Annotated in this window: 11 protein-coding genes and 1 pseudogene; 7 read left to right on the top strand and 5 right to left on the bottom strand. The window is 43.2% G+C overall.

Annotated features, from left to right (window positions below):
• The first annotated feature begins 243 nt into the window (after positions 1-243).
• A complete protein-coding gene (locus LMH68_RS13195; RefSeq protein ID WP_229647165.1) occupies positions 244-2,334 on the top strand; it encodes a S9 family peptidase in 2,091 nt (696 codons plus the stop codon).
• Between the two features lie 169 nt (positions 2,335-2,503).
• Positions 2,504-3,310, top strand: coding sequence for an exodeoxyribonuclease III (gene xthA, locus LMH68_RS13190; protein ID WP_229647106.1), 807 nt, complete (start codon positions 2,504-2,506; stop codon positions 3,308-3,310).
• A 77-nt stretch (positions 3,311-3,387) separates the two neighbouring features.
• Here xthA and LMH68_RS13185 read toward each other — a convergent pair whose 3' ends face one another.
• The 4 genes from LMH68_RS13185 to LMH68_RS13170 form a co-directional block, all read right to left on the bottom strand.
• Positions 3,388-4,065 carry an ABC transporter permease gene (locus tag LMH68_RS13185; protein WP_017062123.1) on the bottom strand — a complete coding sequence of 226 codons (678 nt, stop codon included), beginning with the start codon at positions 4,063-4,065 and terminating at the stop codon, positions 3,388-3,390.
• Positions 4,066-4,067: 2 nt separating this feature from the next.
• Positions 4,068-4,808 (bottom strand): ABC transporter permease, encoded by a 741-nt coding sequence (locus tag LMH68_RS13180; RefSeq protein ID WP_017062124.1) that lies wholly within the window; start codon positions 4,806-4,808, stop codon positions 4,068-4,070.
• Positions 4,809-4,887: 79 nt separating this feature from the next.
• Positions 4,888-5,658: an ABC transporter substrate-binding protein gene (locus LMH68_RS13175; protein ID WP_010437364.1), complete on the bottom strand. Its 771-nt coding sequence runs from the start codon at positions 5,656-5,658 to the stop codon at positions 4,888-4,890.
• A 136-nt stretch (positions 5,659-5,794) separates the two neighbouring features.
• The gene (locus LMH68_RS13170) at positions 5,795-6,565 is read right to left on the bottom strand and encodes an ABC transporter ATP-binding protein (RefSeq protein ID WP_004736532.1); all 771 of its coding nucleotides are present in this window, start codon (positions 6,563-6,565) and stop codon (positions 5,795-5,797) included.
• 800 nt (positions 6,566-7,365) lie between these two features.
• Between LMH68_RS13170 and LMH68_RS13165 the strand changes: the two genes are divergently transcribed.
• From LMH68_RS13165 to LMH68_RS13145, 5 genes are all read left to right on the top strand, one after another.
• Positions 7,366-8,907 carry a DUF3360 family protein gene (locus LMH68_RS13165; protein ID WP_008220142.1) on the top strand — a complete coding sequence of 514 codons (1,542 nt, stop codon included), beginning with the start codon at positions 7,366-7,368 and terminating at the stop codon, positions 8,905-8,907.
• Between the two features lie 307 nt (positions 8,908-9,214).
• Positions 9,215-11,491: a formate C-acetyltransferase gene (gene pflB, locus LMH68_RS13160; protein ID WP_017063492.1), complete on the top strand. Its 2,277-nt coding sequence runs from the start codon at positions 9,215-9,217 to the stop codon at positions 11,489-11,491.
• 200 nt (positions 11,492-11,691) lie between these two features.
• The gene (locus tag LMH68_RS13155; RefSeq protein ID WP_017062129.1) at positions 11,692-12,693 is read left to right on the top strand and encodes a lipid A deacylase LpxR family protein; all 1,002 of its coding nucleotides are present in this window, start codon (positions 11,692-11,694) and stop codon (positions 12,691-12,693) included.
• Between the two features lie 164 nt (positions 12,694-12,857).
• Entirely contained in the window at positions 12,858-13,598 is a 741-nt protein-coding gene (gene pflA, locus LMH68_RS13150) for a pyruvate formate lyase 1-activating protein (protein ID WP_010437353.1), read from the top strand.
• 224 nt (positions 13,599-13,822) lie between these two features.
• Entirely contained in the window at positions 13,823-14,323 is a 501-nt protein-coding gene (locus LMH68_RS13145) for a YfbU family protein (protein ID WP_017070032.1), read from the top strand.
• A gap of 108 nt (positions 14,324-14,431) precedes the next feature.
• Here LMH68_RS13145 and LMH68_RS13140 read toward each other — a convergent pair.
• Positions 14,432-14,572 (bottom strand): annotated as a pseudogene (locus LMH68_RS13140) (MipA/OmpV family protein); the annotation flags it as partial.
• Between the last annotated feature and the right edge of the window lie 307 nt (positions 14,573-14,879).

The following is a 14,879-nucleotide window of genomic DNA, read 5'->3' as shown; positions in this document are numbered from 1 at the left end:
TTAACATTGCTTTGATTTTTTGAAAACAATAACAGACACTTACGATGAAGGTGCATATCCAGAATCCAATTATAAATAATATCACTGGAAGAACACCAACGTACCTGAACTCTCACAACAAAGGATGCTGGCATTAAAACGAGTAAGGTACACACTAAGGATATACAGATGCGTATCGCTTTAACCACATTAGCCGTATCAATAGCGCTTGTCGCCGGATGCAGCAATCAAGGAATCTCAACCATGAACCACTACTCTCAATCACAGCTCGTCGCTCAGCAAACCCAAGCACCCGTTGCTAAGAAAGTCCCTCACGCAATGACGATTCATGGTGAAACCCGAATCGATGATTACTATTGGATGCGCGATGATGCACGCCAAGATCCAGAGATTTTGCAACAGCTTGAGCAAGAGAATCAGTACGCAGATACGGTGTTGAAACATACAGAAGCAGCACAAAAACAATTATTTGAAGAGATTAAAGGCCGAATCGCGAAAGACGACAATTCGGTACCGGTTCGCAAAGGCAGTTACTACTACTCGAATAAGGTGACAGGCGACAACGAATACCCAGTTCACCTGCGTGAAAAAAACTTTTTAGGCACAGACAAGCAAGTCATCTTAGATGTAAACGAGCTAGCAAAAGAGCATGAATTCTTCAGTATTGGTGGCTTAACGATCAGCCCAGACGAAAACTTGTTGGCCTATGGCGAAGATACGCTAAGCCGCCGCATTTACACCATCAAGATCAAAGACCTCACAACAGGTGAATACCTAAAAGATGAAATTGAAGGCGCTTCAAGTGCTATCGCGTGGCAAAACGACAACCAAGCCTTCTACTACATCAAAAAAAATCCACAAACATTGCTGGGTTATCAAGTTTACCGCCACGTGTTAGGCACAGCTCAGGCAAGCGATCAGTTAATCTACGAAGAAGCCGATAGCGCTTACTACACCTCTTTGAGTAAAAGCAAAGATGGAGAACAGGTCTACATTTGGCATTCGAGCACAGAAACCAGCGGTGTTTCAGTCATCGATGCCAACAACCCAAAGGCTACAGCTGAGGCTTTCTACCCAAAAGAGACCGGCATAGAGTACAGCATCGCTAAGCTAGGTGATTGGTATTACATCTACACCAACTACCAAGCGGTCAACTTCCGTTTAATGAAAGTCACCGCCGAAGAGATGCATGATCGCTCAAAATGGGTCGATGTCATCCCAGCAGACGATAATACTCAGCTTGTAGATTTCGAGTTGTTTGATGACCATCTTGTTTACGAACAACGCGCGGATGGCTTGTCTACAGTGAAAGTTCGCCAACTCTCAACAGGCAACGAGTTCCCACTTGAATTTAACGACACCGCATTTGCCGCTTACCTAACGCGTAACTATGAATTAGATAACGCAAAAGTTCGTATCTATTACAGCAGCTTAACCACGCCAGGTACTTACTATGATTTCGACCTAAGTACAGGTGAATCCGAACTCATGAAGCAAACACCCGTATTAGGTGGTTTCGAAGCGGATAACTACCAATCAGAGCGAATCATGATTACGGCTCGCGATGGTAAGCAAGTTCCTGTCTCTTTGGTTTATCGTAAAGACTTATTTAAGAAAGACGGCACTAACCCAATCTACCAATACGGCTATGGGTCTTACGGCTCTACGATTGAACCTACCTTCAGCTCAACTCGCCTAAGCCTACTGGATAGAGGTTTTGTTTATGCCATCGCACATGTCCGCGGTTCAGAAATGCTTGGTCGCCCTTGGTATGAAGATGGCAAAAAACTGACCAAACAAAACACGTTCAACGACTTTATTGATGTAACCAAAGAGCTTGTTGAAGAAGGCTACGGCGCGAAAGATAAAGTGTTCGCCGTTGGGGGGTCTGCTGGCGGTCTATTGATGGGAGCAATCATCAACCAAGCACCAGAACTGTACCGTGGTATTGGTGCACATGTTCCGTTTGTAGACATTGTGACAACCATGCTCGATGAATCGATCCCTCTAACCACCAATGAGTATGACGAATGGGGTAACCCGAACGATAAAGCCTACTACGATTACATGCTGGGGTACTCACCGTACGACAACATTAAGGTACAAAACTACCCGAACATGTTGGTAACGACAGGCCTGCATGACTCACAGGTGCAGTACTTTGAGCCAATGAAATGGGTTGCGAAGCTGCGTGAAATGAAAACAGACAACAACGTATTGCTGTTCAAAACCGATATGGAAGCCGGTCACGGTGGCGCTTCTGGCCGATTTAAACGATTAAAAGAAGACGCACTTGAATACGCGTTCTTTTTGGATTTACTTAAGACTCAATAGATTCTACGTAACTGTAAGTATTCACATCATTTAATGTCGCCATTTTGTCTCTACAAAGTGGCGACAGAAATTATTAAGCATGGTTAAATACGATGAACCATGAAATCCACCAAATCAAAAACCTTTAAAAACAAGCAGTGACAAAGGTTTACGAGAGGTATAAAAACAAATGAAAGTAATTAGCTTCAACATCAACGGTCTTAGAGCCCGCCTTCACCAACTGCAAGCTATTATCGACAAACACCAACCCGACGTGATTGGTCTGCAAGAGATAAAAGTGCACGATGAAGCCTTCCCAATTGCTGATGTTGAAGCAATGGGCTATAAGGTTTACTTCCACGGTCAAAAAGCCCACTACGGTGTGGCAATGTTGTGTAAGCAAGAGCCTATTTCTGTGCAGAAGGGTTTCCCAACAGATAATGAAGACCATCAAAAACGCATGATCATGGCGACGTTTGAAGATGAAAATGGTGAAAAGGTTACCGTGCTAAATGGCTACTTCCCTCAAGGGGATAACATCAAGCATGAAACAAAATACCCGTACAAACGCCAGTTCTACAAAGACTTGATGACTTACCTAAATGACTACCACAACAAAGACGAACAAGTCATTATGATGGGCGACATTAATATCAGCCCTATCGACGCAGACATCGGCATCGGTGAACCTAATGCGAAACGTTGGTTGAAAACAGGTAAGTGCTCTTTCCAACCAGAAGAGCGAGAATGGTTGAAAACACTGATGGATTGGGGTTTTGTGGATAGCTTCCGCTTACTGCACCCTGAAGTAAACGACCAATACTCGTGGTTTGACTACCGCTCGAAAGGTTTCGTGGACAACCGCGGCCTACGAATTGATGTAGTACTTGCGACTCAGAAGCTTGCTGATAAGTGTACTGAAGCAGGCATCGATTACGAACTGCGTGGCATCGAAAAGCCGTCTGACCACGCGCCAATTTGGTCAACGTTTAAGTAATCAACAGCAACAGAATCTGCTCATAAAAAACGGCGCTCAATGAGCGCCGTTTTGTTAACTGTGTGAATACCGTGCAATTAGCTAAGGGGTCTTAGATAAGCAAGGAAACGCTTCTCTGCGAATTTGAAAATCGCGATGATGATGAACGTTAGTGCCATGTAGAACAGACCTGCCGTTAGGAAAGACTCGAATGGGGCATAGTAACGAGAGTTAACCAAACGAGCTGCACCGGTTAGATCCATAATGGTTACGATACCAGCTACCGCAGAGCCGTGAAGCATAAAGATAACTTCGTTACTGTAAGCCGGTAATGCACGACGTAATGCACTTGGCAGAATGATACGTCGGTATGTCTTAGGTGTGCTCATGCCATACGCTTTTGCTGCTTCAACTTCACCTTTTGGTAAGCCGTTAATCGCACCGCGAATGATTTCAGCTGTGTATGCCGATGTGTTAAGGATGAATGCCACCAAAGCACAAAACCATGCATTTTCCCATAGTGTATCTTTTACAGGGAAGAACTGATCCATTCCGTAGTAAATCAGGTACAACTGCACCAATAATGGCGTACCACGGAAGAAATAGATGAATGACCAAGCCGGAGCATTAATCAGCATATTTGGACTGTTACGAGCGATAGCTAGTGGTATGGCGACGAATAAGCCAATGATCAAAGCAACGCAAACCATCCAAGCCGTTGTCCATAAACCACCAAGGTAAATCGGCAGGCTTTCAATTATCAATGAAAAGTCCATAACTACCTCGCGTGGATACTGAATTTACGTTCAACCAGCTTAAGTAAGCCCGTTGAAACACTGGTGAAGAATAAGAAGATAATCGCCACAGTCATGTAGAAAGTGAATGGCATTTTGGTTGAACCCGCCGCCAGTGCACTAACACGTACCATGTCTTCTAGGCCAATAATCGAAACCAGCGCAGTGGTTTTAAGTAATACCAGCCAGTTATTCCCAAAACCCGGTAATGCGTGACGAATCATCTGCGGTAGCAGTATGCGGTGAAACGCCTTTACAGGGCTCATACCATAAGCTTTTGCCGCTTCCATTTCACCGCTGTCGACAGCCATGATGGCACCACGGAACGTTTCTGCCATATAGGCACCGAAAATAAAGCCTATGGTTAAGACACCAGCAACAAATGGGCTGACATCAATATAATCAGGTAAGTAAGCGGTCCATTCGTGGTTAGGATCACTGGATGCAAACCACTCGTTGAGCCACTCGTTGATGGAATACAAACTGTTGTTTAAAAGGATTTGTCCACCAAAGAAAATCAGCATCATCAGTACGAGATCGGGAATGCCTCGAATGACGGTTGTGTAGAGGGTTGCAATAGCACGAGCCCAGCGATAAGGCGCGAGTTTTGCTAAGGCACCTAGCATACCAAGAACCATAGCTAAAATTAGCGACAGCAAGGCAACTTCGATTGTGAGCACCGCCCCTTTCAGGATCGACGCTTCATATCCTTGTAAATCAAACATAATGGATTCCAACAGAACTGCGAAAAAGTTGGTAAGACAGGGAGAGGAGAACCTCTCCCTTAAGAATTGACGCTAAAGATTACTGACCGTATACGTCGTAGTTGAAGTATTTAGCCGCGATATCTTGGTAGATGCCTTTTTCACGTAGTGAAAGGATTGCCGCATCTAATTGCTTAGTCAGATCTTTGTCTTGCTTACGTAGAGCAATACCAAAACCTTCGCCGAACCACTTAGGATCAGTTAGTGATGGACCAACGAACTCGTAGTCTTCACCACCAGCTTTGTTTAGCACGCCTTCTTCTAGAGCAGATGCATCACCTAGTACAGCAGCAACACGACCGTTTGCTAGATCAAGGTAAGCTTCGTCGAATGAACCGTAACGAACGATCTCTACTGTATCGCCGTAGTTGTCTGTTAGGTATTTATCGTGAGTTGTTGCACGTTGAACGGCAATCTTTTGACCGCTTAGATCATCAAAGTTAAGGCCTGCACCTTTCTTAGCGATGAACTTGTTTGGGATAAGTGCGTATTTACCTGTGAAGTCGATTTTTTTCTTACGTTCTTCCGTGATAGACATTGCCGCAATGATCGCATCATATTTACGAGCAAGTAGAGAAGGAATGATACCATCCCAGTCTTGTGCAACGATCTTACACTGCACCTGCATTTCAGTACAAAGTGCGTTAGCCATATCGACATCGAAGCCTTTCAGTGAACCATCAGCTTCTGTCCAGCTAAATGGAGGGTAAGCACCTTCAATACCAAAGCGTACTGTTTTCCATTCTTTTGCTTGAGCTACGCCCGTTGCAGCAGTTGCAGCAAGTGCCGCGACTAATAACCACTTTTTCATATCCCTACTCCTGTGATTTAGGTTTTTATGTTTTGCTAGTTTTAATATTGTGTTTGTTGTTGCTTATTAACTTACTTGTTGTGTTTTATTGTTCACACCGTCGCTGTTTACCTTGGCAACGGCGTTTCAATTCTGATTAGTAAATCGATGAGATAAATTGTTGTAAACGTTCAGATTCAGGTTCCGTAAACAGTTTAGCTGGATCGCCCTGTTCTTCCACTAGACCTTGGTGCAGGAACATCACATGGTTTGATACGTCACGAGCAAAAGCCATTTCATGTGTTACCACAAGCATGGTTCTTCCTTCTTCTGCTAGATCTCGCATTACACCAAGTACTTCCCCTACTAACTCAGGGTCAAGTGCTGATGTTGGCTCATCAAACAGCATCACTTCCGGATCAACCGCTAACGCTCGAGCAATTGCCGCTCGTTGTTGTTGTCCACCGGATAAATGACCTGGGTAGTAATCTTTGCGCTCATACAAGCCTACTTTTTTAAGTAGTAGTTCTGCATTTTCAATCGCTTGAGCTTTAGGTACACCTAATACGTGAACGGGTGCTTCGATAACATTTTCGAGAACGGTCAGGTGAGACCAAAGATTGAAGCCTTGAAAAACCATCGCTAAGCGTGAACGGATACGCTGTACTTGTTTTTCGTTGGCAGGAACAGATACGCCTTGGCGGTTGTTTTTCATTTGAATTAATTCGCCATTAACCCAAATCTCGCCTGCAGTTGGTGTCTCTAAAAGGTTGATACATCTAAGGAAAGTACTTTTACCCGACCCTGAAGATCCGATAATCGATACAACATCGCCTTTATGCGCAGAAAGTGAAATTCCCTTTAAAACTTCATTTTGACCAAACGTTTTGTGTAGATCCTTTATGTCCAGCGCTGGTACATCTTTCATGCGCTTTCTCTCCCAAGTTTGTGAAAATGCAAGGTACTCCGACCTTTTCATGCGATACAAACTAGCACCACACGAAACAACATGCAACAAATTATTAACCTGATAAATTGGAATAAATAGCGATTCACTCTGACTTATTATGCAAAAGGTAGCGTTTTCGCCTCAATTTAATGAATGAGTTCTATCAATAAGCTGCAATTACACCCCTTACATTGTTTAAATAAAGTTAATCAAAATGAGATTCACGTAGCTTGATGTCTCACAAGAAAAACAAGTTTTGTGAACTTAGATACGCCGAGATCTGCAAAATATAATCTGCACGCTCAACACTACATACACACCGTAAGGCACAATTATTTTAAGGTTATTACATTGTAAGCATTTCACTCGGAACAGTTGGGAAGCAAGTAATAGTGAAATAACTCAGTAAGAATTGAGTATTGAACTCGAGCCATGACGACAAAGGCTCGAAGAAGATAGGTAAACGTCAATTTGTGAAAACTAATTACACGATTCATCAATGGGAAGTTAATGAATCGCTGCGTTTTGTAGCTTTCTTTCACATATACTCATAAAGTGATCAGAGATCAATCACCCTAAAGGGTAAGCTTGTTAGACTCCTCAGCAAAGAATAAGGCATTAAAAATGCCAAACATTTCTTTTAACTTAGCTGCATAAAGCACAGCAAAACCGTGCAACATAATGTTAATGAGTTATAACTAAGAAATAACGCAATTACGCAATTACGCGAACTTATAGAATTCAATTTTAGAATTACTAACATAAAATATGAGGAATCTATGTCAGACGTTGTGAACAATGCGAACTCTGAAGTAGAAGAGAAAAGCTATAAAGAGCTACACCGCCCTGCTTCTGAATTTGAGAACCGCTCAGATTATCTAGATCACGAACTTCAAATCATGAAGCCTCGCCGCTTTGGCCTAAACCTTCCTGGCCGTGACTTCCGCTTTGAACTAGAAGACCTTGTTCCTGCACTGGCTGGTACCATTGGTATCATCGCGATGTACTCTGCAGTAATGATGTCTTGGGCTGAAGGCCTAACTCAAGCTTGGGATCACGTAAACCTTGGTAAAGACTTTGCGATTGAAGTCGCTCGTGTAGAAATGCTTATCCCTGCACTGCTGTTCTGTATCCTTGCTTCTGGTTTCTTTAACCCTAAAGCTAACCTTGCCGGTAACCACGGCCCAATGATTCCTCTTATTGGTACCATCGCTCTTGCTGGTGCTCACCCTCTTGCATTGGCAATCCTTATCGGTGTCTTCGGTCTTATCCTAAGCTTCCTAAAAGGTGGGTCTAAACTTGTTAACCTTACCTCTGAAGGTACGGCGGGTGGCTTGCTCATCTTCTTGGGTCTAACCGGTACAATGAGCCAAATCAACTCAATTCAAGCTTGGGCTGTTGGTCTTCAGTCTGACACTGTCGCTGCTGGTAGCATGGGTTACATCGGTTTGATTGTTCTAGCCGTTACCATCGGTCTATATGCATTCCTTGCTAAAGTGAACAAGCGTTGGTTAGCAATCCCTGTTTGTGCTTTCACTGGTCTAGCTATTGCTCTAGTACTTGGTGCTGGTTTCGATATCAAATTCGTAACTGAAACAGGCATTCCAAACCTAAACCCAATCTACTGGTGGGGTTCTACTGAAGAAGGTTGGATGCTTGGTTTACCAAACGTTGAGCACTTCATCGCTTCTCTACCATTTGCAATCCTAGCAGTAGCAATGTGGTCACCTGACTTCCTAGGTCACCGTATCTTCCAAGAACTGAACTACCCTAAAAAGTCTGAAAAAGTACTGATGGACGTAGACGACACAATGACTATGTGTTCAGTTCGTCAAATGGTAGGTACAGCAGTTGGTGGTGGTAACATCACTTCATCTTGGGGTACTTACATGATCCCAGCAGCAATCGCGAAACGTCCAATCCCTGGCGGCGCAATCTTGCTTGGCTCTCTATGTATTATTGTTGCGATTCTTGGCTTCCCAATGGACGTAGCAGTATGGCCACCAGTGATGCGTGTTGCGCTACTTGTAGGTGTATCTCTACCTCTACTTGAAGCGGGTATGCAGATGGTTAAAGATTCAAAAGACTCTCAAGCAGCTGGTATCTGTATCTTCGGTTCAGCGGTTGTTAACCCAGTATTAGCATGGGCACTGACTATGCTTCTAGATAATAACGGTCTAATTGGTGATAAAGAGCGTGCGAAGCGTCTATCATTTGTAGATAAGATTGTTATCCCAGTTGGCGTTTTAGTTATCTGTCTAGTAGCAATGCTTGCAGTTGGTATGCTAGAAAGTCAATATGGCCTAAAAGCTTGGCTATAATGGTCCTTACTACACAAAAGTAGTATTAGGATTAAAAAAAAGTTTGGGTGGCAACCCCTGCCACTCAAATTTTTTCAACTTTTTTTGGCATTTATTGATTTAGTTTAAGGTTTACAGAAATTTTTTAGCGTAGTCTTGAATTCATAGAGTAAAGACAACATATAAAAGGTAGTGACAATATATATAACCATATGACGCTTATATGCTCATATATATTGTTATTAATAAGAGTGTACTACCCTTACGAGGGGCGCTGGCTCAACAGTGTTAATGTACGTATTTTTTCTACTAAAAAGGTAGGTATGTCATGGCAGAGCAATTTGCTAAAGCTTGGGAAGATTTTGCTGCAGGTGAGTGGCAAAGCGAAGTAAACGTTCGTGATTTCATTCAAAAGAACTACACGCCGTATGAAGGCGACGAGTCTTTCCTAGTTTCTGAGGGTACTGAAGCAACTAACAAGCTTTGGTCTTCGGTAATGGAAGGTATCAAACAGGAAAACGCAACTAAAGCACCTGTAGATTTCGATACTTCTGTTATCTCTACCATTACTGCTCACGATGCAGGTTACATTGAGAAAGATCTTGAGACTATCGTTGGTCTACAAACTGAGAAGCCACTAAAACGTGCAATCATCCCTAACGGTGGTGTGCGTATGGTTGAAGGTTCTTGTAAAGCATACGGTGAAACTCTTGACCCAATGGTTTCAAAAATCTACTCAGAATACCGCAAAACACACAATGCTGGCGTTTTCGATATCTACACTCCTGATATCCTAAAATGTCGTAAGTCTGGTGTTCTGACTGGTCTTCCTGATGCTTACGGCCGTGGTCGTATCATTGGTGACTACCGTCGTGTTGCACTTTACGGTATTGATTTCCTAATGAAAGACAAGCAAGCTCAATTTGCTTCTCTTCAAGAGCAATTCGAAAACGGTGAAAACCTAGCAGAAACAATGCAACTGCGTGAAGAGATCTCTGAGCAACATCGTGCTCTAGGTCAAATCAAGCAAATGGCTGAGAAATACGGTTTCGATATCTCTGAGCCAGCTCAAACAGCTCAAGAAGCTATCCAGTGGACTTACTTCGGCTACCTAGCTGCTGTTAAATCTCAAAACGGTGCTGCAATGTCTCTAGGTCGTACTTCGACTTTCCTAGACATCTACATCGAGCGTGATATCGCTGCTGGCAAGATCACTGAAGAACAAGCACAAGAAATGATCGACCACTTCGTAATGAAACTGCGTATGGTTCGTTTCCTACGTACTCCTGAGTACGATGAGCTGTTCTCTGGCGACCCAATCTGGGCAACAGAGTCTATGGGTGGTATGGGTATCGACGGTCGTACGCTAGTAACGCGTTCGAACTTCCGTTTCCTAAACTCTCTATACACTATGGGTCCTTCTCCAGAGCCAAACATCACTGTTCTTTGGTCTGAGCAACTACCTGACGGCTTCAAGCGTTTCTGTGCGAAGGTATCTATCGATACTTCTTCTATCCAGTACGAAAATGATGACCTAATGCGTCCTGACCTAGAGTCTGATGATTACGCTATCGCTTGTTGTGTATCTCCAATGATCGTTGGTAAGCAAATGCAGTTCTTCGGTGCTCGTGCTAACCTTGCGAAAACAATGCTTTACGCAATCAACGGCGGTGTGGACGAGAAACTTAAGATGCAAGTTGGTCCTGTTTCAGACAAGATCACTGACGAAGTTCTTAACTACGATGACGTAATGGGTCGCCTAGACACATTCATGGACTGGTTAGCTAAGCAATACGTGACTGCACTAAACAGCATTCACTACATGCACGACAAGTACAGCTACGAAGCGTCTCTAATGGCTCTTCATGACCGTGATGTTCGTCGTACTATGGCTTGTGGTATCGCTGGTCTATCTGTTGCAGCTGACTCACTGTCTGCAATTAAGTTTGCTAAAGTGAAGCCAATCCGTGACGAAGACGGTATCGCAACTGACTTCGAAATCGAAGGCGATTACCCTAAATACGGTAACAACGACTCTCGTGTAGATGATATTGCTTGTGAACTAGTTTCTACGTTCATGAACAAGATCCGTAAGCTTAAGACTTACCGTAACTCTATCCCTACACAGTCAGTTCTTACTATCACGTCTAACGTTGTATACGGTAAGAAAACTGGTAACACTCCAGACGGTCGTCGTGCTGGCGCTCCTTTCGCTCCTGGTGCAAACCCAATGCACGGTCGTGATGAGAAAGGTGCTGTAGCATCACTAACGTCTGTAGGTAAACTACCGTTTGCTGACGCACAAGATGGTATCTCTTACACGTTCTCTATCGTGCCAAACGCACTAGGTAAAGAACAAGACAGCCAACGTGCTAACCTTGCAGGCCTAATGGATGGTTACTTCCACCACGAAGCTGGCATTGAAGGTGGTCAACACCTTAACGTTAACGTTCTTAACCGCGAAACTCTTGAAGACGCAGTTAAGCACCCTGAGAAATACCCTCAGCTAACAATCCGTGTATCTGGTTACGCTGTTCGCTTTAACTCTCTAACTGCAGAGCAACAAGCTGACGTAATCGCACGTACATTTACTGAGTCTCTATAAGCTCACGCTCAATAGACAGTAAATAATATTAGCCTCGCCAATGTGCGGGGCTTTTTTATATCTGAAATAAATCGCACTACACTCACCTATCCCGCGAAATGTTAGGTTGAGCAAAAAAGCACCCTGCCATTCACTTTTTTTCCACAAATTCTGTCAAATTACGGTAATATCGCGGTTCATAATTTAAGAGTAACTGCTCCATGAAATACCTGCGTTGTTTACCCCTGATTCTTCTCTCTTTCTCATCTTTAGCCTCTGAGCGTTCTACGTTAACTTTTGCTTTAGATAATGATGGTATTTTTGGTGTCGACCAAGACTATACCAACGGCTTATTTCTGGGTTACACATCATCAAGTATTACGCCATATAACTGGGTAAAACCATTGAGTCTTTCCTACTGGGGCGCAAGCTCTCTAGACAAGTGGGAAATCACCATTGGCCACAAGATGTATACGCCTTCTGACATTGAGTTAGAAACGCCATCGCCTAATGATCGCCCATACGCAGGTTACCTTCACACTGAATTCAATTACATCAGCTTAAACCCACAGCAAGCCCAGCGTTTTAATATCACGTTTGGTACTACGGGCGAACGTGCACTGTCTGAAGATGCTCAAAAGCTGGTTCACTCAATCACTAAGTCGGATGAGCCGATGGGTTGGGAATACCAAGTTGATGATGAGTGGGCGGGAAGCGTTGGTTACCTAAGCCATTTCAACCTAATGCGTAATCAAGCTCTTGCGAATACTGACTACGAAATCTCTAACGTTTCTGAAATCAACGTCGGTAACTTTAGAAGTGATATCTCGACTGGTTTTATGTTCCGTTGGGGTACGGACTTAGGCGGTAACTTTGGTGCAGCTAACATCACCACAGAAAACCCATTCAAACCTGGCATGATCGGCGCATCAAACGCTGGTTGGTTTACCTATGCCGGCCTCGAAGGTCGCTACCGATTCAACGACCTGACTATCGAAGGCGATCGCTCAGGTGTTGATGAGTACGCTAATAAAAACAACGAAGATCCAGCGATCTACGATGTGACTTTAGAGAACATTCAAGCAACTGCTGTATTGGGTGTCGCTTGGTATAACCGATACGTTGGTGCCTCTTTCGCGCTAACCGCAAAAACACCGGATTACGAAGAAGCGAAAGAGTCAGTGTACACCACTGGCGGTATCACAATGTTTGCTTTCTTCTAGCCACCAGTAAGGGCTTTCGTCCTTTACTTTTCAAGTTTAATAAAGGCAATCATCTTCACAGGTGGTTGCCTTTATTTTTAAAGGTCTCGTTACCATTTGACCCTATTTTATGTACCGTTTTTGTAATAAAATAAACGGTATAAATTCCTCTACGAGAATAGCTCATGTCTACAACTGGTCGCATTCACTCATTCGAATCTTGTGGTACTGTCGATGGCCCTGGTATCCGCTTTATTGTGTTTCTTCAAGGCTGCTTAATGCGTTGTATGTACTGTCATAACCGTGATACATGGGATCTTCATGACGGAAAGGAAGTAACGGTCGAAGAGATCATCAACGAAGCAAAATCATACCGTCATTTCATGAAAGCATCGGGCGGTGGTATCACCTGTTCTGGTGGTGAAGCGATGCTACAACCTGAGTTTGTTCGTGATTTTTTCCGCGCAGCTCAAGCTGAAGGCATCCACACTTGTCTTGATACTAATGGCTACATTCGTAAGCACACTGAAGTGGTTGATGAAGTCCTAGAAGCCTCTGATCTAGTTATGTTGGATCTTAAGCACATGCGAGATGAGATTCACCACGATTTCATTGGTGTATCAAACAGACGTACTCTGGATTTCGCACGCTACTTACACAAAATCGGTAAGAAGACGTGGATTCGTTATGTGATTGTCCCTGGCTACACGGACACACCTGAAGATGCTCATCTGCTAGGCGAATTCATCAAAGACATGGATAACATCGAGAAAGTAGAACTGCTTCCATACCATAAGCTTGGTGCACATAAGTGGGAAGCACTTGGTTTTGACTACCCTCTTGAAGGTACAAACCCGCCAAGCAAAGAGAAAATGGATGAGATTGTTGCTGTTCTTAGCCAGTATCATTCAAACGTAAAATACTAATACTGCAGACGATGCTCAACCTCTATTTTAAACGCCTCAATTTCGATTGGGGCGTTTTCTTTTCTAGCGCTAACTATCCTTTCACTTTTCTTTACAACTTTTGTTTATCAATTAAAAAAATCATATTAAATCCGTGTTGAGATCATGTTTCCACGCGTAGGAATGCTGTTACTCTTACTGCAACAAAAGAATATAACATTTAGTTTTTTAGTGAGGCTCATCCCATGGAAATGACCAATGCTCAGCGTCTAATTCTATCAAATCAATACTACCTAATGTCTCAAATGAACCCTGAGAACTCGGCGAAATACCAGCGTCTACAAACGATTGTAGAACGTGGTTACGAACTCCAAATGCGTGAACTTAACAAAGAGTTTGGTTGTTTGACTGAAGCAGAATGTCGCGAAATTATCGACATCATGGAGATGTACCATGCAATGCAAGAGTCGAACAAAATGCTTGCAGAACAAGAGCGTGCTGAAGTAGACCAACGTCGCCTGCAGTTCTTAGGTTTTGATATCGCTTCTGAAGCGCAGATCGTACACTACGTGCGTTTCCTTGTTGATTCTGAAGGTCTTTACCCTCAATTCGACAAAGCCGATCACCACTTCAATAGCCAGATGCCAATGCTAGAGAAGTACCGTCGCATGCTAACAACATGGCGCAACTGCCCTCGTCAGTACCACCTATGTGCGACAGAGCTATCTCAAATCTTTAGCGCTTAATTCGTTAATAGATCAGCGATAACTTTTAAAAAGTTTCAAGAAAAAGGGTTACTCATCATGAGTAACCCTTTTTTTAATGTTCGCACACAAAGAGAAAAACCAAAGCAACTAGAAAACGTAAGCAACACCAACGTTCGCGGCCATGTTGATACCACTTTCAAGTATTGGGCTATTCTCTATATCACCTTCAAGGTTGGTATAACGAACGCCACCAGTTACTCGAACATTTGGCGTAACATGCAGATAGCCACTATTTTGAACCCATTATTCTTCACTACATCTACCTATTTATTGAGCAATTTTTGATAACTTAGCGCATTATATGGTACTCCATTCCAAAAATCAATAGAGCCCAGTTATACATCTAATGCACATAAATCCATTGTGAGTATTGTTAAGCGACCTAAAATCTCAAAACAAACGGCCAGATCCCCTCGAATGTAAAATAATTTGATTCTACGCGCCTCAAGTTACCTATTGCGTTCGCCACGTTTTTCACACGCAAAATTGTAAATAAATACATAATTGTTAAGCAAAATTGTGGAAGCGGGTCTAA

Origin of the sequence: Vibrio sp. F13, from assembly GCF_020806305.2 — a bacterium.
Lineage (GTDB): Bacteria > Pseudomonadota > Gammaproteobacteria > Enterobacterales > Vibrionaceae > Vibrio > Vibrio crassostreae_C.
Note: the sequence above shows the minus strand (reverse complement) of the source record. Positions and strands in the feature narration are given on the sequence as shown.

What these genes read in the sequence shown, in the direction of transcription:
- LMH68_RS13195 (WP_229647165.1), top strand. Translation starts at nt 244, where the DNA reads ATGAACCACTACTCTCAATCACAGCTCGTCGCTCAGCAAACCCAAGCA.
- xthA (WP_229647106.1), top strand. Translation starts at nt 2,504, where the DNA reads ATGAAAGTAATTAGCTTCAACATCAACGGTCTTAGAGCCCGCCTTCAC.
- LMH68_RS13185 (WP_017062123.1), bottom strand. Translation starts at nt 4,065, where the DNA reads ATGGACTTTTCATTGATAATTGAAAGCCTGCCGATTTACCTTGGTGGT.
- LMH68_RS13180 (WP_017062124.1), bottom strand. Translation starts at nt 4,808, where the DNA reads ATGTTTGATTTACAAGGATATGAAGCGTCGATCCTGAAAGGGGCGGTG.
- LMH68_RS13175 (WP_010437364.1), bottom strand. Translation starts at nt 5,658, where the DNA reads ATGAAAAAGTGGTTATTAGTCGCGGCACTTGCTGCAACTGCTGCAACG.
- LMH68_RS13170 (WP_004736532.1), bottom strand. Translation starts at nt 6,565, where the DNA reads ATGAAAGATGTACCAGCGCTGGACATAAAGGATCTACACAAAACGTTT.
- LMH68_RS13165 (WP_008220142.1), top strand. Translation starts at nt 7,366, where the DNA reads ATGTCAGACGTTGTGAACAATGCGAACTCTGAAGTAGAAGAGAAAAGC.
- pflB (WP_017063492.1), top strand. Translation starts at nt 9,215, where the DNA reads ATGGCAGAGCAATTTGCTAAAGCTTGGGAAGATTTTGCTGCAGGTGAG.
- LMH68_RS13155 (WP_017062129.1), top strand. Translation starts at nt 11,692, where the DNA reads ATGAAATACCTGCGTTGTTTACCCCTGATTCTTCTCTCTTTCTCATCT.
- pflA (WP_010437353.1), top strand. Translation starts at nt 12,858, where the DNA reads ATGTCTACAACTGGTCGCATTCACTCATTCGAATCTTGTGGTACTGTC.
- LMH68_RS13145 (WP_017070032.1), top strand. Translation starts at nt 13,823, where the DNA reads ATGGAAATGACCAATGCTCAGCGTCTAATTCTATCAAATCAATACTAC.